Consider the following 15,443-nt stretch of genomic DNA (forward strand, 5'->3'; position numbering starts at 1 on the left):
AAGGGATAACGTGCTCGAAAGAATTAAAGTGTGCTTCACTGAAAGCATCCAGACTCAGATTGCAGCGGCGGAAGCCCTTCCGGACGCTATCTCTCGTGCCGCCATGACGCTGGTGCAATCCCTGCTCAACGGCAACAAAATCCTCTGTTGTGGCAATGGCACTTCAGCCGCCAACGCACAGCATTTTGCTGCCAGCATGATCAATCGTTTTGAAACAGAACGACCGAGTTTACCCGCCATTGCACTTAATACCGATAATGTGGTCTTAACAGCGATTGCTAACGATCGTCTGCATGATGAGATTTACGCAAAGCAGGTGCGAGCCCTGGGTCATGCCGGAGATGTTCTGCTGGCAATCTCCACGCGCGGCAACAGCCGGGACATTGTCAAAGCCGTTGAAGCCGCCGTCACCCGCGACATGACTATCGTTGCCTTAACAGGCTATGACGGTGGTGAGCTGGCGGGTTTGCTTGGGCCGCAGGATGTGGAAATCCGCATTCCCTCTCACCGTAGCGCGCGCATTCAGGAGATGCATATGCTCACGGTGAACTGCTTATGCGATTTGATCGATAACACGCTTTTCCCTCACCAGGATGATTAAGGAGTTCTTATGAAGGCTTTATCGACCCTCGCAGTCCTTATGTCTGCATTACTGCTTCAGGGATGTATCGCTGCGGCTGTCGTGGGTACCGCCGCGGTTGGTACTAAAGCGGCAACCGACCCGCGTTCCGTAGGGACACAGGTCGATGACGGTACGCTGGAGCTGCGCGTCAACAGTGCGCTGTCGAAAGACGAACAAATCAAGAAAGAAGCGCGTATCAACGTCACGGCCTATCAGGGCAAAGTGTTGCTGACGGGCCAGTCGCCGAATACCGAACTCTCCAGCCGCGCAAAACAGATCGCAATGGGCGTTGAGGGCACCACGGAAGTCTTCAATGAAATCCGTCAGGGGCAGCCAATCAGCCTGGGTACCGCGTCGTCTGATACCTGGATAACCACCAAAGTACGCTCCCAGCTGCTGGGCTCGGACCAGGTGAAATCCTCAAACGTGAAAGTGACAACGGAAAACGGCGAAGTGTTCCTGCTGGGTCTGGTCACCGACCGTGAAGGGAAAGCGGCGGCCGATATCGCCAGCCGGGTGAGCGGCGTGAAACACGTCACCACCGCCTTCACCTACATCAAGTAACCAGAACGTCTGACAGAAAGCCCGGTAAGCGGTAACGCTACCGGGCTTTTTTTATACCAGTGCAATACTTCCTACCATCACTCCGCTCAACGCCACTAGCCCCGCGGTCAGCCACAGCGCTTTCGCCGGGAATGACTTACGCAACATGACAAGCGACGGCAGGCTGATTGCAGGCAAGGTAATCAGCAGCGCCAGTGCAGGCGCGGTGCCCATCCCGGCCAGCATCATGGTCTGAACAATGGGAATTTCAGCGGCCGTTGGGATCACGAACAGGCAACCGGCAACGGCCATTGCAACGACCCACAGCAGCGTGTTGTCGATAGCCCCGTCCGCATGCGGGAACAGCCAGACGCGCGCCGCGCCCAGCACCAGAACCGCCAGGATATAGACCGGGATGGTGCTCCAGAAAAGTTGCCACAGCGCCCTGCCCCAGCGCGCGAAGAAGCCGCCCTGCGGTTCGCTGATATCCACGTCAACTGATGCAGGCGCTACGGTTTTGTCTTTCACCAGATGTTGCACCAGGGTCGCCACGACCAGCACCGTCAGCAGCCCGGCCACCAGACGAATAAAGGCGAAATGCCAGCCCAGCACAAAGCCCATAAACACCAGCGTCGCCGGGTTTAACAACGGGTTCCCCATCCAGAAAGCAAGCGCACCGCCCATCGAGACGCGCTGACGACGCATCCCGGCGGCCACAGGCGCCGCACAGCACGAGCACATCATGCCCGGCAGGGAGAAAATCGTCCCCAGCAGCGTACCCTGAAAGCGGGGCTGACCGAGGGTTTTCACCAGCCAGTGACGCGGGATAAGCACCTGAATCAGCGAGCCCAGCAGGACGCCCAGTACCGCGGCTTTCCAGACGGCAAGGAAATAGACCATGGCGTAATCCCACGCCGCCTGAAGCGGGCTGGAATCAGCCTGAGCGAGAATAGATTTTCCGATAGTGTGCGTTTCGGCGGCCGTGAAGGCTTTACCGTAGTACGGCTGCCATTTCACATACCAGAGGCCGATGATGACCACGAGAAAGAAGAGCGCGGGCTTCCACCATTGAACAGGTGAAGCCGCCTGAGATGAAGACTGACCAGTCATAGCATTCCCCGGAGAGTAGTAGGTTATTAGCCGGGGGAGTTTACGCCTCGCCCTGTGCGATTTCACGCAGTTTTGCCGACGGGATGATATTCACGCCCTCCTGCGATGGCGAGAGCCCTTCTTTTAGCATCGCACGCGCCACGTCCGCTGCCTCAATGGATTTCCAGTTACCCGGCAGGATGCGGAACAGAGGCGCGAAAAACGATTCGTTAAAACGGCGTTCATCCCGGTGCCCGAGCAGCATGGAGGGGCGAACAATGGTCAGTTGCTCCCACTTCTGGGCAATCAGCGCCTCTTCCATTTTGCCCTTCACCTTGTTGTAGAAAAAAGGTGACCCGGCATTGGCACCGAGCGAACTGACCACCACAAAATGTGTTGCCCCCAGCTTTTTAGCCGTCAGCGCCGTATCGACCACCAGCGTGTAGTCCGCATGCACAAACGCCTCTTTACTGCCCGCTTCACGCAGCGTTGTACCGAGGCAGCAAAAGGCGATATTCACAGGATCCTGCACCTGCGCCAGTGCATCGGTAAGCTGCGGGTCGTGGGGGTTAAAGACGCCGGAGATATCCGCGAGAGGCCGACGTGTCGGGGCGGCAATATAGTTAACCCGGTGCTCCTGAAGCAGCAGCCGCAGCAGATGTCCGCCCACCAGCCCGGTCGCGCCGGTAATCAGTACCTGACTCATTTCATCTCCCCTTTACAGAATTGTCCGTTTGCGAACTCAGCGTCGTCGACCACACTTAGAAGTCTGTTACAGATAAGTATTTACCACAAGCGGAGAAAAATCTGTCTGAAGCCAAAACAACGGAGGAAGCATGGGCAAGAAAATCGCAGTCTTGATCACCGACGAGTTTGAAGATTCAGAATTCACCTCGCCAGCCGAGGCATTTCGCAAGGCAGGACATGAGGTCATCACCATTGAGAAAGAGGCGGGTAAAACGGTGAAAGGCCATAAGGGCGAAGCCAGCGTGACCATCGATGAAACCATCGATAACGTCAGCCCTTCAGATTTCGATGCCCTGCTGTTACCCGGCGGTCATTCACCGGATTCCCTGCGCGGGGATGAACGGTTCGTGACCTTCACGCGAGACTTTGTCTCGACGGGCAAACCGGTCTTTGCCATCTGCCACGGTCCGCAGCTGCTCATCAGCGCAGATGTCGTGCGCGGGCGTAAACTCACGGCCGTAAAACCGATCGTTATCGATCTGAAAAATGCGGGGGCTGAGTTTTACGATCAGGAGGTTGTGAACGACAAAGACCAGCTGATCACCAGCAGGACCCCGGACGATCTGCCCGCGTTTAACCGTGAAGCGCTACGCCTGCTCGGCGCGTAGCCAGTGAAGCTTTGTGCCAAAGCCCAGGGTGTTGTCGGTAAATTTCAGCTCATCAAGGCGGATTTCCCACACCGGAGCTTTTAGCGCAATGGCAACCGGAAAGCGGCGCGTGTAGCGTTTTCGCTGCGCGTCGCTCTCTTCTCCGTCCAGGCGGCGGATCTCCCCTTTAAACTGCAGGCCCCGAATCAGCGCGACCGTTTTAGGCTGGCCGTTCACCGTGCCCGCCACCTTCGCCTGCGGACCCGACATTTGCGCATGACGGGTTTTATCCTCGCTCAGGACATAAAAGGCGACGCGCTCTGGATCGTAGTAATAAAACGCGTTTGCACACCACATTTCACCTTCGTCATACACGCACCAGGTGACGACATGCTGTTTTGCCAGCCAGCGGTTAATGGTGGTCAGAGTTTCCATTTTCGCTCTCTCTCATGCTAAGGTGCGTTCACCTTAACATACTGAATCTGTTTACCGTGTGCTGGTTTCTCTATCTTGTTCGTACCGCCGATAACGCCCTGTACACCGGGATCACTACCGATGTGGCGCGGCGTTTTCTGCAACATCAAACGGGGAAAGGTGCCAAAGCGCTGCGGGGGAAAGGGGAATTACAGCTCGCCTTTTCGGCGCCCGTTGGCGACAAATCGCTGGCGCTCAGAATGGAATACCGCATTAAGCAGCTGACGAAGCGTCAGAAAGAGCGCCTCGTCACCGGAGACGGCTCCTTTGAGGCGCTTCGCGAGAGCCTGATTAAAAGCGATTGAAATGGTCGTGATACTCAACCAGACCGTTCACGCCATTAAGTGCGTCATCCGCCAGACGGTGCACCTGGAAGGCGGATTCCGTTCCCGGCCAGCGGCAGCGGAGATCGTAATGCGCTGCCGGTTCGAAGCCTAAACGGCCATAGAACGTAGCATCTCCCAGCGTCACCACGGCGGCATAGCCAAATTCGTTGAGCGAGTCCAGCCCTTCGTAAACCAGCTGGCGCGCCAGCCCCTGGCCGCGATAGTGTTCATCAACCGCCAGCGGTGCCATTCCTACCCACTGTAGCTCTTCGCCCTGAACGGTAACCGGGCTGAAGGCAACGTAGCCCACCACCTGACCTTCGTCATCGGTGGCAACCAGCCCCAGCGTAATCAGGCCGTCTTCGCGGAGATCGTGGACCAGTTGCGCTTCGTCATCCCGCGCAAAAGAGCGGCGTAACAACGCATCGATTCCCGGTGCATCAATCCCAATTTCGACTCGAATCAGCATGGCTCACCTACTGAAGTGTGTTTACTTTCCGGCGGGGTTTTCAGCCCCGCCTCAACGAAATCTGCCATTTGCATCAACATCACACGCAGCGCTTTCGGCATCTGCTCCAGCTCAATGGCATCCATTAAATTCTTTACGTACAGACCAAGTTCCGTATCGCCTTCGATAACCAGTCGGCGCTGGAAGAAGAGTGTGTCCGGATCCTGCTTACGCGCGGCGATCATCAGCAGATCGCTGGCGCTGGCGCTAAAGCTCACATCCGCCTCGGCGGACTCACGGACGATCAGTTGGTCATTCTCAACAGAGGTAAACCAGCGCAGCCCGATATCGTGGACGTCAATGCTTAACCAGCGCCCTTCCAGGAACGCCAGCTCACCGTCCTGCAGTGCCTGGCGGAATTGCCAGCTCAGCACCTGCTCCAGCACCTGGCGTTTAAGCGCGAACGGGGCCAGTTTTACCGGCACGCTCAGCATTGATGGACCAAATTGTACGAGACGTGAACGCAGTTTATCCAGCACGAGCTTTACTCCCTGATAGCTATAGTCCTGCTATTTTGCCATATCCGAAGCACAACATAGCGGCGTAAATCAACAAACTGTCGTCAGGTATACCTCATTATTGGTGCCATCAATACGCCATTAGCTGCCTTAAATCAAAAATTGTCGCGTATGGGTTAATTAAAATCCCAGCTCGTTAACAAATTTGCGATCGACTACATCAGGATAAATTATGGAGCTGCTCTGCCCAGCCGGAAATCTTCCGGCGCTTAAGGCGGCCATCGAAAATGGGGCCGATGCGGTCTATATCGGGCTGAAAGATGATACCAACGCCCGCCATTTTGCTGGCCTCAACTTTACGGAGAAAAAGCTTCAGGAAGCCGTTACCTTCGTCCACCAGCACCGCCGCAAACTGCATATCGCCATCAATACCTTCGCCCATCCTGATGGCTACGCCCGTTGGCAACGCGCGGTGGATATGGCAGCACAGCTGGGCGCCGATGCGCTGATCCTCGCCGACCTCGCTATGCTTGAGTATGCGGCAGAACGCTATCCCCATATTGAGCGTCACGTCTCCGTTCAGGCATCTGCCACTAACGAAGAGGCGGTGCGTTTTTATCATCGTCACTTTGATGTTGCCCGCGTGGTGCTGCCACGCGTGCTCTCTATTCATCAGGTTAAGCAACTCGCGCGCGTCACGCCAGTACCACTGGAAGTTTTTGCCTTTGGCAGCCTGTGTATCATGGCCGAAGGCCGTTGCTATCTCTCCTCCTATTTAACCGGCGAGTCCCCCAATACCGTTGGGGCCTGCTCACCCGCCCGCTTTGTTCGCTGGCAACAGACGCCGCAGGGGCTGGAATCGCGCCTGAACGACGTGCTGATTGACCGCTATCAGGACGGCGAAAATGCCGGTTACCCGACGCTGTGCAAAGGCCGCTATCTGGTAGACGGCGAGCGTTACCACGCGCTGGAAGAGCCAACCAGCCTTAATACGCTGGAACTGCTGCCAGAACTGCTGGCCGCCAATATCGCCTCGGTGAAAATTGAGGGCCGCCAGCGCAGCCCGGCGTACGTAAGCCAGGTGGCGAAAGTCTGGCGCCAGGCTATCGATCGCTGCATGGCAGACCCGCAGAACTACGCACCGCAACCGGCGTGGATGGAGACACTCGGTGCGATGTCCGAGGGTACACAAACCACGCTTGGCGCGTATCACCGTAAATGGCAGTGAGATAATCATGAAATATTCATTAGGGCCGGTGCTCTACTACTGGCCAAAAGAGACGCTGGAAGATTTTTACCACCAGGCCGCGACCAGCAGCGCAGATGTGATTTACATCGGTGAAGCGGTATGCAGCAAACGCCGCGCCACCAAAGTGGGCGACTGGCTGGATATGGCGAAAAGCCTCGCCGGAAGCGGTAAACAGGTGGTGCTCTCAACGCTCGCCCTCGTCCAGGCCTCCTCCGAACTGGGTGAACTCAAACGCTACGTAGAGAACGGTGAATTCCTGCTGGAAGCCAGCGATCTGGGCGTAGTGAACATGTGCGCCGAACGCAGGCTGCCGTTTGTCGCAGGCCATGCGCTGAACTGCTATAACGCCGTGACGCTGCGCCTGCTGCTTAAACAGGGGATGACGCGCTGGTGCATGCCGGTCGAACTCTCGCGCGACTGGCTGGCTAACCTGCTCAACCAGTGCGAAACGCTGGGCATTCGCAATCAGTTTGAGGTGGAAGTGCTGAGCTATGGTCATCTGCCGCTGGCCTATTCTGCCCGCTGCTTCACCGCCCGCTCTGAAGACCGCCCGAAAGACGAGTGTGAAACCTGCTGCATCAAGTACCCGAACGGGCGCAGCATGCTGTCGCAGGAAAATCAGCAGGTGTTCGTCCTGAACGGTATCCAGACCATGAGCGGCTATGTGTATAACCTCGGCAATGAACTGGCGTCGATGAACGGTCTGGTCGACATGGTGCGCCTGTCACCGGTGGATACGGGCGTATTCGCCATGCTGGATGCCTTCCGCGCCAATGAAAACGGTGACGCTCCGCTGCCGTTAACCGCTAGCAGCGACTGTAACGGCTACTGGAAACGCCTCCCCGGGCTGGTGTTACAGGGCTGAAGAAGAAATGTAAAAGCTCACTTTGTTAACAACGGTTATTAAATTTTAATGCACTATTAAAAGATTCACCGTCGACAAAGTGAGCTGTTATGACTGATAAAACCATTCCGTTTTCGGTGCTGGACCTGGCGCCGATCCCTCAAGGCTCCTCAGCACGAGAAGCCTTTACCCACTCTCTCGATCTCGCTCGCCTGGCAGAAAAACGTGGTTATCACCGTTACTGGCTGGCTGAGCACCACAATATGGTTGGTATCGCCAGTGCGGCGACCTCCGTGCTGATTGGTTACCTGGCGGCGAACACCACCACGCTGCACCTTGGCTCCGGTGGCGTGATGCTGCCAAACCACGCCCCGCTGGTGATTGCCGAGCAGTTTGGTACGCTGAATACCCTCTATCCTGGCCGTATCGACCTGGGTCTTGGCCGTGCGCCGGGCAGCGACCAGCCGACCATGCGCGCCCTGCGTCGCCATATGAGCGGCGACATCGATAACTTCCCGCGCGATGTGGCTGAACTGGTGGACTGGTTTGACGCGCGTGACCCTAACCCGCACGTGCGCCCGGTGCCAGGCTACGGTGAGAAGATCCCGGTGTGGCTGTTGGGCTCAAGCCTGTACAGCGCGCAGCTTGCCGCGCAGCTGGGGCTGCCGTTCGCCTTTGCCTCACACTTCGCGCCAGATATGCTCCACCAGGCGCTTCATCTCTATCGCACAAATTTCAAACCTTCAGAGCGTCTGGAAAAACCGTATGCGATGGTGTGCATTAACATCGTTGCCGCCGACAGCAATCGCGATGCGGAATTCCTGTTCACCTCCATGCAACAGGCTTTTGTGAAGCTGCGTCGCGGTGAGACCGGCCAGCTGCCGCCGCCGGTGGAGAATATGCATCAGCTGTGGTCGGCATCCGAACAGTATGGCGTTCAGCAGGCGCTGAGCATGTCGCTGGTGGGGGATAAGGCAAAAGTGCGTCACGGGCTGGAGGCGGTGCTGCGTGAGACACAGGCGGATGAAATTATGGTTAACGGCCAGATTTTCGATCATCAGGCACGCTTGCATTCGTTTGACCTGGCGATGCAGGTGAAAGAGGAAGTGTCAGGTTAGCGCGGTTTGTTCCCCTCTCCCGTCGGGAGAGGGTGACAGGTGGTGTTACTGATACACCGGCAGCAGGTTAAAACTCGACAGGACATGCACCAGCGCGTTGCCAATACCGAACACCAGAATCAGCGCAATCATCGGCTTTCCACCCCAGACGCGGAATTTCGGGCTGCCGAAGCGTTTACGTGATTTGCGTGCCAGCAGCGCAGGCACAATCGCCGCCCAGATGGTCGCCGCCAGCCCGGCATAGCCGATGGCATAGAGGAAACCATTCGGCCACAGCAGACCGCCAACAATCGGTGGCAGGAAAGTCAGCAGCGCGGTTTTAAAGCGCCCCATAGCAGAATCATCAAAACCAAACAGATCGGCCAGGTAGTCAAACAGGCCCAGCGTCACGCCGAGGAAAGAGCTCGCGACGGCAAAGTTAGAGAACACCACCAGCAGCAGATCCAGACTGCGGCTGTTCAGTACGCCGCTCAACGCCTGTACCAGCACATCAATGTTACCGCCCTTCTGCGCAATGCCGATAAATTCAGGACGCGGGATATTGCCCATCGTCCCCAGCAGCCAAATCACGTACAGCGCCAGCGCCAGCAGCGTGCCGTAGATCAGGCACTTCACAATCGTGCGGGGATCTTTACCGTAATACTTCATCAGGCTCGGCACATTACCGTGGTAACCAAATGATGCCAGACAGAACGGCAGGGTCATCAGCAGGTACGGCGTGTAAGCGGTATTCGTCTCCGCCACGTTGAACAGCGTGGCCGGCGTAACGTGCCCAAGCAGGCTGCCGAAGGTCAGGAAGAAGGTGATCACCTTCGCGCCCAGCACAATCGCCGTCATGCGGCTCACCGCTTTGGTGCTCATCCAGACGATAAACGCGACGCCCAGCGCGAAGCACAAGCCCGCCACTCTTGCTGGCACGTTCAGCGACAACTCCGAGAATGTGTGATGCAGAATGGAGCCGCTCGCTGAGATGTACGCGTAAGTCAGGATGTAGAGCACAAAGGCAATGGAGAGGCCGTTTATCAGGTTCCAGCCTTTGCCTAACAGGTCTTTAGTGATGGTGTCGAAGCTGGAGCCAATGCGGTAGTTCAGGTTGGCTTCGAGGATCATCAGCCCGGAATGAAGCATACAGAACCAGGTAAACACCAGTGCCGCCAGCGACCAGAAGAACCACGCACCGGACATAACCACAGGCAGGGAGAACATCCCGGCACCAATGATGGTTCCGCCGATGATCACCACGCCGCCAAGCAGCGAAGGTGACGTTTGGGTGGTGGTAAGTGTCGCCATACAGCCTTTTCTCCAGTCAATAATGCGGTTATGCATGTTAGTGTGCAGCACTGTACCAGTACAAGAGTACAAAAGGAATAAAAAAAGCCCCGACAGTGTTTATCGGGGCTGTATAGATTACTTTACGTCAGAAACGAAAGACTTACGCGTCACCGAAACGACGACGAGCGGTACCTTCTTCACGACGTGGGGCACGGCTTTCGCGACGCTCGCCAGAGAAACGACGACCTTCGCCTGCGCCAGCGCGGTTGCCTTCGCTACGACCGCCTTCACGACGTTCGCCACCGAAACCACGACCACCGCCACGACGTTCGCCACCACGGTCAGTACGTGGCTGGGCATCGCCCATCAGCTGCATGTTCATCGGCTTGTTCAGGATGCGGGTGCGAGTAAAGTGCTGCAGTACTTCGCCCGGCATGCCTTTTGGCAGCTCGATAGTAGAGTGAGATGCGAACAGCTTGATGTTACCGATGTAACGGCTGCTGATGTCGCCTTCGTTAGCGATCGCGCCAACGATATGACGAACTTCAACACCATCATCACGGCCCACTTCAATGCGGTACAGTTCCATTTCGCCAGCGTCACGACGTTCACGACGTGGACGCTCTTCGCCACTGCGCTCTGGACGGTCAGCACGTGGACCACGATCGTTACGATCGCCACGACGTTCGAAACGCTCGTCACGGTCACGGAACTCACGCTTAGGACGCATCGGTGCATCTGGTGGCACGATCAGGGTACGTTCGCCCTGAGCCATTTTCAGCAGTGCTGCGGCCAGCGTTTCCATATCCAGCTCTTCGCCTTCAGCGGTAGGCTGAATCTGTGCCAGCAGTGCACGATACTGGTCCAGGTCGCTGCTTTCCAGCTGCTGCTGTACTTTCGCAGCGAATTTTTCCAGACGGCGTTTGCCCAGCAGTTCTGCATTTGGCAGTTCCGCTTCTGGAATGGTCAGCTTCATGGTGCGTTCAATGTTACGCAGCAGACGACGCTCGCGGTTCTCAACGAACAGCAGCGCACGACCTGCACGACCCGCACGACCGGTACGACCGATACGGTGAACGTAGGACTCGGAGTCCATTGGAATATCGTAGTTCACAACCAGGCTGATACGCTCAACGTCCAGACCACGTGCTGCCACGTCGGTTGCAATCAGGATATCCAGACGACCGTCTTTCAGGCGCTCCAGCGTCTGCTCACGCAGAGCCTGGTTCATGTCACCGTTCAGCGCTGCGCTGTTGTAGCCGCTACGCTCCAGCGCTTCAGCCACTTCCAGGGTCGCGTTTTTGGTACGAACGAAGATAATCGCCGCATCAAAATCTTCCGCTTCCAGGAAACGAACCAGCGCTTCGTTTTTACGCATACCGTATACAGACCAGTAGCTCTGGCTGATGTCCGGGCGAGTGGTCACGCTGGACTGAATGCGCACTTCCTGCGGCTCTTTCATGAAGCGGCGGGTAATGCGACGAATCGCTTCTGGCATGGTTGCAGAGAACAGAGCGGTCTGATGACCTTCCGGGATCTGCGCCATAATCGTTTCTACGTCTTCGATGAAGCCCATACGCAGCATTTCATCTGCTTCATCCAGTACCAGACCGCTCAGTTTAGAGAGGTCAAGAGTACCGCGCTTCAGGTGATCCAGCAGACGGCCCGGCGTACCGACAACAATCTGTGGACCCTGGCGCAGGGCACGTAACTGCACGTCATAACGCTGGCCACCGTACAGGGCCACCACGTTTACGCCGCGCATATGTTTAGAGAAATCAGTCATAGCTTCTGCAACCTGAACAGCCAGTTCACGGGTTGGAGCCAGGACGAGGATCTGCGGTGCACGCAGTTCCGGATCGATGTTGTGCAGCAGCGGCAGCGAGAACGCTGCGGTTTTGCCGCTACCAGTCTGGGCCATGCCCAGCACGTCACGACCAGACAACAGATGTGGGATACATTCTGCCTGGATCGGAGATGGTTTTTCGTAACCCAGATCGGTAAGGGCTTCAAGGATAGGAGCCTTCAGGCCCAGATCTGCAAAAGTGGTTTCGAATTCAGCCATGTAGTACGAGTGCCTCAATGTCAATGGCGGCCAGTCTACTTAGCTCATCGTGAAAATGATTAGCAATTTTCATTGAAAAGTGTGAACCGGCTCAAAGTAGATGTATTGACGAACAACAACGCCCTCACCAGTTAAGGTGATGGCAATCAAAAGATTACGGGCTGATGTTTATGTCGTCAGCTATTGCTGGTCCGATTCTGCCAGGTCGTCTTGCTCCTGGCCCAAGAGCGATAATTCCAACAATGCATAACGGTGCTCAACGAAGTTGTGTACGTTGTTAGCAACCGCTAATTTGAACAGTGCCGTAGCGCTGTCCTTATCCCCCAGACTTAGGTAGTACTTACCTAAATAGAAGTTGGTTTCACTGAGATGCTCAGCGAGCGAGGTGTTATCCGTTGCGTCCGCCTTGAGGCGTTCCATCAGCGTTGCTTCGCTAATGTTGCCCAGGTAGAACTCGACAATGTTCCATCCCCACTGTTCCTTGTCCGATTTATCGAAGCGCTGTTTCAGTGCTTCTTTTGCCTGCTTCTCATCGAGCTTCTGCTCAACGATGTATAACCACAGACTGCGGAAAGGATCATTAGGATCGTCTTGATAAAACGCCAGCAGATCATCTTGCGCTAACTTATCACGACCGCCGTAATACAGGGCGATACCGCGATTCAAGTGCGCGTAGTTGTAAGTTGGATCAAGCTCAAGTACAGAATCAAACGCTTCATAGGCAGCATCAAAATTGCCTGCCTGCGTTAAATAAATGCCTAAGTAATTGAATACTTCAGGCATATCAGGTCGGATTGCCAGCGCTTGTGAAAAATCATTCCGCGCTAATGCCCTCAGACCGAGACTATCATACAACACTCCGCGCTCATATAAAAGCTGTGCGCGTTCGTCATCGGTTAAAGCCCGACTGGCAAGAATTTGTTCCATGCGTGCCAGAATCACTTCCTGCTGCAAAGTCGGTTGCAATGGCACTGCGAGGACTTCGCTCTTACGCCAGGCAGAGTTGCTGCATCCTGCCAGCGTTAAAGCTGTCGCAACGAAACACCAGCGCAAAAAAGGCTTCATTTCCCACTCCCGAAGACAACTATTGGATGAACGTCCTGTCCCCCGGCGGCTTAACAAGGCGTCCTGCCTGATAATAGGCCCTCCGCCGAAGCGGAGGGCAAATGCAACTTACTCGCCTTGCTGTTCTGCTGCCGATGCTTCTGGCGCAGCAGCCGGCTGAGACTGCTCGGTTGCTTCTTTAATGCTCAGACGGATACGGCCCTGGCGGTCAACTTCCAGAACTTTAACCGGGACTTCCTGACCCATCTGCAGGTAATCGGTCACTTTCTCAACGCGCTTGTCAGCGATTTGAGAGATGTGAACCAGACCTTCTTTACCGCCACCGATGGCAACGAACGCGCCAAAGTCAACGATACGGGTCACTTTACCATTGTAGATACGGCCCACTTCGATTTCTGCAGTAATTTCTTCGATGCGACGAATAGCAAATTTCGCTTTCTCGCCGTCGGTCGCTGCAATTTTCACCGTACCGTCATCTTCGATTTCGATAGTGGTGCCAGTCTCTTCGGTCAGAGCACGGATAACGGAACCGCCCTTACCGATAACATCTTTGATCTTGTCTGGATTGATCTTGATGGTGTGGATACGCGGAGCGAACTGAGAAATGTCGCCACGTGGCGCGTTGATCGCCTGTTCCATCACGCCCAGGATGTGCAGACGAGCACCTTTAGCCTGGTTCAGCGCAACCTGCATGATCTCTTTGGTGATACCTTCAATTTTGATATCCATCTGCAGCGCAGAGATACCGTCGCGGGAACCCGCAACTTTGAAGTCCATATCGCCCAGGTGGTCTTCGTCGCCCAGAATGTCAGACAGAACAACAAAGTTCTCGCCTTCTTTCACCAGGCCCATTGCGATACCCGCAACGGCGGCTTTGATTGGCACGCCTGCATCCATCAGCGCCAGAGATGCGCCACACACGGAAGCCATGGAAGAAGAACCGTTAGATTCGGTGATTTCAGAAACCACACGAACGGTGTACGGGAATTTGTCAGCATCCGGCATCACTGCCAGCACACCACGCTTCGCCAGACGACCGTGACCAATTTCACGACGCTTAGGCGAACCCACCATACCGGTTTCACCTACGGAGTATGGAGGGAAGTTGTAGTGGAACAGGAAGCTGTCAGTACGCTCGCCCATCAGTTCGTCGATGTTCTGCGCGTCACGTGCTGTCCCCAGGGTCGCGGTAACCAGCGCCTGCGTTTCGCCACGGGTGAACAGTGCAGAACCGTGAGTACGTGGCAGAACGCCAGTACGCACGTCCAGACCACGGATCATGTCTTTTTCGCGGCCATCGATACGCGGCTCACCCGCCAGGACGCGGCTACGAACCACGTTTTTCTCGATAGCGTGCAGAATTTCGCTCAGCTCGTTAGCATCCAGCGTTTCGTCTTCAGCAATCAGCGTTGCGATAGTTTCGTCTTTGATCACGTCAACCTGAGCATAACGCTCCTGTTTGTCGGTGATGCGATAAGCATCGCTCAGACGAGATTCAGCCAGCGCAGCAACGCGTGCATTCAGCGCGTCGTTGACGGCTTCAGGCTGCCAGTCCCAACGTGGTTTGCCCGCTTCTTTAACCAGATCGTTGATGTTCTGAATAACGATCTGCTGCTGATCGTGGCCAAAGACCACCGCGCCCAGCATCTGGTCTTCGCTCAGCAGTTCCGCTTCGGATTCAACCATCAGCACAGCCGCTTCAGTACCAGCAACAACCAAGTCCAGCTTACTTTCTTTCAGCTCTTCCTGCGTTGGGTTCAGCACGTACTGGTCGTTGATGTAACCAACGCGTGCAGCACCGATTGGGCCATTGAATGGAATACCAGACAGTGACAGGGCTGCGGAAGCACCGATCATCGCAACGATATCCGGGTTAACCTGTGGGTTAACGGAAACAACGGTCGCGATAACCTGCACTTCGTTCACGAAGCCTTCCGGGAACAGCGGACGAACCGGGCGGTCAATCAGACGCGCAATCAGGGTTTCGCCTTCGCTTGGACGGCCTTCACGACGGAAGAAGCCACCCGGAATTTTACCGGCAGCGTAGGTACGCTCCTGGTAGTTAACGGTCAGTGGGAAGAAGTCCTGACCTGGTTTTGCTTTTTTCTGGCCAACTACGGTTACGAATACCGCAGTGTCATCCATGCTTACCATAACGGCAGCAGTAGCCTGACGTGCCATCATGCCGGTTTCCAGCGTGACGGTGTGTTGACCATACTGGAATTTACGAACGATCGGATTCAGCAAAGTTCTGTCCTTTCTTAAATGTATGACAGCACACCACCGGTGTGCTGACGATTTAACCCGACCTTCTTCGCATCCTCGCGACTAATGACAACCAACACCCCCATGGGTGAAGCCTCTCATTAGCCGCGCGAACCTCTGCAATGAAGATCATTTATAGCAACAATACAATAGTTTCCAGTGAATTGCTGCCGTCTGGTTGAAAAAAGGGGCCATCAGGCCCCCTTTTCTG

At 55.6% G+C, this 15,443-nt stretch carries 17 protein-coding genes; 7 read left to right on the forward strand and 10 right to left on the reverse strand.

Annotated elements, in window-relative coordinates; genetic code table 11:
• Positions 1-10 precede the first annotated feature (10 nt).
• Together diaA and dolP are read left to right on the forward strand one after the other, a co-directional pair.
• On the forward strand, positions 11-601 hold the full coding sequence (diaA, locus tag QMG44_RS20805) for a DnaA initiator-associating protein DiaA (RefSeq protein WP_003861754.1): 591 nt from the start codon (positions 11-13) through the stop codon (positions 599-601).
• Between the two features lie 9 nt (positions 602-610).
• A complete protein-coding gene (gene dolP, locus QMG44_RS20810) occupies positions 611-1,186 on the forward strand; it encodes a division/outer membrane stress-associated lipid-binding lipoprotein (RefSeq protein ID WP_014171764.1) in 576 nt (191 codons plus the stop codon).
• 51 nt (positions 1,187-1,237) lie between these two features.
• On the opposite strand, the gene QMG44_RS20815 is transcribed toward dolP, so the two are convergent.
• Positions 1,238-2,275, reverse strand: a complete 1,038-nt coding sequence (locus QMG44_RS20815) for a permease (protein ID WP_086532068.1) — start codon at positions 2,273-2,275, stop codon at positions 1,238-1,240.
• Between the two features lie 40 nt (positions 2,276-2,315).
• Positions 2,316-2,960 (reverse strand): NAD(P)H-binding protein, encoded by a 645-nt coding sequence (locus tag QMG44_RS20820; RefSeq protein ID WP_086532067.1) that lies wholly within the window; start codon positions 2,958-2,960, stop codon positions 2,316-2,318.
• Positions 2,961-3,090: 130 nt separating this feature from the next.
• Between QMG44_RS20820 and QMG44_RS20825 the strand changes: the two genes are divergently transcribed.
• Entirely contained in the window at positions 3,091-3,609 is a 519-nt protein-coding gene (locus tag QMG44_RS20825) for a type 1 glutamine amidotransferase domain-containing protein (RefSeq protein ID WP_014171767.1), read from the forward strand.
• Here QMG44_RS20825 and QMG44_RS20830 read toward each other — a convergent pair.
• Positions 3,589-4,023, reverse strand: coding sequence for a YhbP family protein (locus tag QMG44_RS20830; protein ID WP_020883546.1), 435 nt, complete (start codon positions 4,021-4,023; stop codon positions 3,589-3,591). The genes QMG44_RS20825 and QMG44_RS20830 overlap by 21 nt on opposite strands.
• Positions 4,024-4,037: 14 nt before the next feature.
• Here QMG44_RS20830 and QMG44_RS20835 point away from each other — a divergent pair, with 14 nt between their 5' ends.
• Positions 4,038-4,367 (forward strand): GIY-YIG nuclease family protein, encoded by a 330-nt coding sequence (locus QMG44_RS20835; RefSeq protein WP_123266833.1) that lies wholly within the window; start codon positions 4,038-4,040, stop codon positions 4,365-4,367.
• On the opposite strand, the gene QMG44_RS20840 is transcribed toward QMG44_RS20835, so the two are convergent.
• Positions 4,354-4,857 (reverse strand): GNAT family N-acetyltransferase, encoded by a 504-nt coding sequence (locus QMG44_RS20840; RefSeq protein ID WP_020883545.1) that lies wholly within the window; start codon positions 4,855-4,857, stop codon positions 4,354-4,356. The genes QMG44_RS20835 and QMG44_RS20840 overlap by 14 nt on opposite strands.
• The gene (locus QMG44_RS20845) at positions 4,851-5,375 is read right to left on the reverse strand and encodes an SCP2 domain-containing protein (RefSeq protein WP_032679042.1); all 525 of its coding nucleotides are present in this window, start codon (positions 5,373-5,375) and stop codon (positions 4,851-4,853) included. Before QMG44_RS20845 ends, QMG44_RS20840 begins: the two co-directional genes overlap by 7 nt.
• A 211-nt stretch (positions 5,376-5,586) precedes the next feature.
• On the opposite strand from QMG44_RS20845, the gene QMG44_RS20850 reads away from it, so the two are divergent.
• The 3 genes from QMG44_RS20850 to QMG44_RS20860 all read left to right on the forward strand — a co-directional run bounded on the left by QMG44_RS20850 (position 5,587) and on the right by QMG44_RS20860 (position 8,565).
• Positions 5,587-6,582, forward strand: coding sequence for a peptidase U32 family protein (locus QMG44_RS20850; RefSeq protein WP_020883543.1), 996 nt, complete (start codon positions 5,587-5,589; stop codon positions 6,580-6,582).
• A gap of 7 nt (positions 6,583-6,589) precedes the next feature.
• The gene (locus QMG44_RS20855) at positions 6,590-7,468 is read left to right on the forward strand and encodes a U32 family peptidase (RefSeq protein WP_086532065.1); all 879 of its coding nucleotides are present in this window, start codon (positions 6,590-6,592) and stop codon (positions 7,466-7,468) included.
• 89 nt (positions 7,469-7,557) lie between these two features.
• Positions 7,558-8,565 carry an LLM class flavin-dependent oxidoreductase gene (locus tag QMG44_RS20860; RefSeq protein WP_032679044.1) on the forward strand — a complete coding sequence of 336 codons (1,008 nt, stop codon included), beginning with the start codon at positions 7,558-7,560 and terminating at the stop codon, positions 8,563-8,565.
• Between the two features lie 45 nt (positions 8,566-8,610).
• On the opposite strand, the gene mtr is transcribed toward QMG44_RS20860, so the two are convergent.
• The 5 genes from mtr to pnp all read right to left on the reverse strand — a co-directional run bounded on the left by mtr (position 8,611) and on the right by pnp (position 15,214).
• Positions 8,611-9,855: a tryptophan permease gene (gene mtr, locus QMG44_RS20865; protein ID WP_025202927.1), complete on the reverse strand. Its 1,245-nt coding sequence runs from the start codon at positions 9,853-9,855 to the stop codon at positions 8,611-8,613.
• A 142-nt stretch (positions 9,856-9,997) separates the two neighbouring features.
• Positions 9,998-11,902, reverse strand: coding sequence for a DEAD/DEAH family ATP-dependent RNA helicase (locus QMG44_RS20870; RefSeq protein ID WP_281853269.1), 1,905 nt, complete (start codon positions 11,900-11,902; stop codon positions 9,998-10,000).
• Positions 11,895-11,975 (reverse strand): protein YrbN, encoded by an 81-nt coding sequence (gene yrbN, locus QMG44_RS24335; protein ID WP_100122156.1) that lies wholly within the window; start codon positions 11,973-11,975, stop codon positions 11,895-11,897. Before yrbN ends, QMG44_RS20870 begins: the two co-directional genes overlap by 8 nt.
• A gap of 107 nt (positions 11,976-12,082) precedes the next feature.
• Positions 12,083-12,967, reverse strand: a complete 885-nt coding sequence (nlpI, locus tag QMG44_RS20875; protein WP_013098912.1) for a lipoprotein NlpI — start codon at positions 12,965-12,967, stop codon at positions 12,083-12,085.
• A gap of 108 nt (positions 12,968-13,075) precedes the next feature.
• Positions 13,076-15,214 carry a polyribonucleotide nucleotidyltransferase gene (gene pnp / locus QMG44_RS20880; protein ID WP_014171780.1) on the reverse strand — a complete coding sequence of 713 codons (2,139 nt, stop codon included), beginning with the start codon at positions 15,212-15,214 and terminating at the stop codon, positions 13,076-13,078.
• Positions 15,215-15,443: the final 229 nt, after the last annotated feature.

Source organism: Enterobacter sp. 200527-13 (genome assembly GCF_027924865.1).
GTDB classification, from domain to species: Bacteria; Pseudomonadota; Gammaproteobacteria; order Enterobacterales; family Enterobacteriaceae; genus Enterobacter; species Enterobacter ludwigii.

Coding starts and splice junctions, on each gene's coding strand:
- dolP (WP_014171764.1), top strand. CDS start 611: ATGAAGGCTTTATCGACCCTCGCAGTCCTTATGTCTGCATTACTGCTT.
- QMG44_RS20815 (WP_086532068.1), bottom strand. CDS start 2,275: ATGACTGGTCAGTCTTCATCTCAGGCGGCTTCACCTGTTCAATGGTGG.
- QMG44_RS20820 (WP_086532067.1), bottom strand. CDS start 2,960: ATGAGTCAGGTACTGATTACCGGCGCGACCGGGCTGGTGGGCGGACAT.
- QMG44_RS20825 (WP_014171767.1), top strand. CDS start 3,091: ATGGGCAAGAAAATCGCAGTCTTGATCACCGACGAGTTTGAAGATTCA.
- QMG44_RS20830 (WP_020883546.1), bottom strand. CDS start 4,023: ATGGAAACTCTGACCACCATTAACCGCTGGCTGGCAAAACAGCATGTC.
- QMG44_RS20835 (WP_123266833.1), top strand. CDS start 4,038: ATGCTAAGGTGCGTTCACCTTAACATACTGAATCTGTTTACCGTGTGC.
- QMG44_RS20840 (WP_020883545.1), bottom strand. CDS start 4,857: ATGCTGATTCGAGTCGAAATTGGGATTGATGCACCGGGAATCGATGCG.
- QMG44_RS20850 (WP_020883543.1), top strand. CDS start 5,587: ATGGAGCTGCTCTGCCCAGCCGGAAATCTTCCGGCGCTTAAGGCGGCC.
- QMG44_RS20855 (WP_086532065.1), top strand. CDS start 6,590: ATGAAATATTCATTAGGGCCGGTGCTCTACTACTGGCCAAAAGAGACG.
- QMG44_RS20860 (WP_032679044.1), top strand. CDS start 7,558: ATGACTGATAAAACCATTCCGTTTTCGGTGCTGGACCTGGCGCCGATC.
- mtr (WP_025202927.1), bottom strand. CDS start 9,855: ATGGCGACACTTACCACCACCCAAACGTCACCTTCGCTGCTTGGCGGC.
- QMG44_RS20870 (WP_281853269.1), bottom strand. CDS start 11,902: ATGGCTGAATTCGAAACCACTTTTGCAGATCTGGGCCTGAAGGCTCCT.
- yrbN (WP_100122156.1), bottom strand. CDS start 11,975: ATGAAAATTGCTAATCATTTTCACGATGAGCTAAGTAGACTGGCCGCC.
- nlpI (WP_013098912.1), bottom strand. CDS start 12,967: ATGAAGCCTTTTTTGCGCTGGTGTTTCGTTGCGACAGCTTTAACGCTG.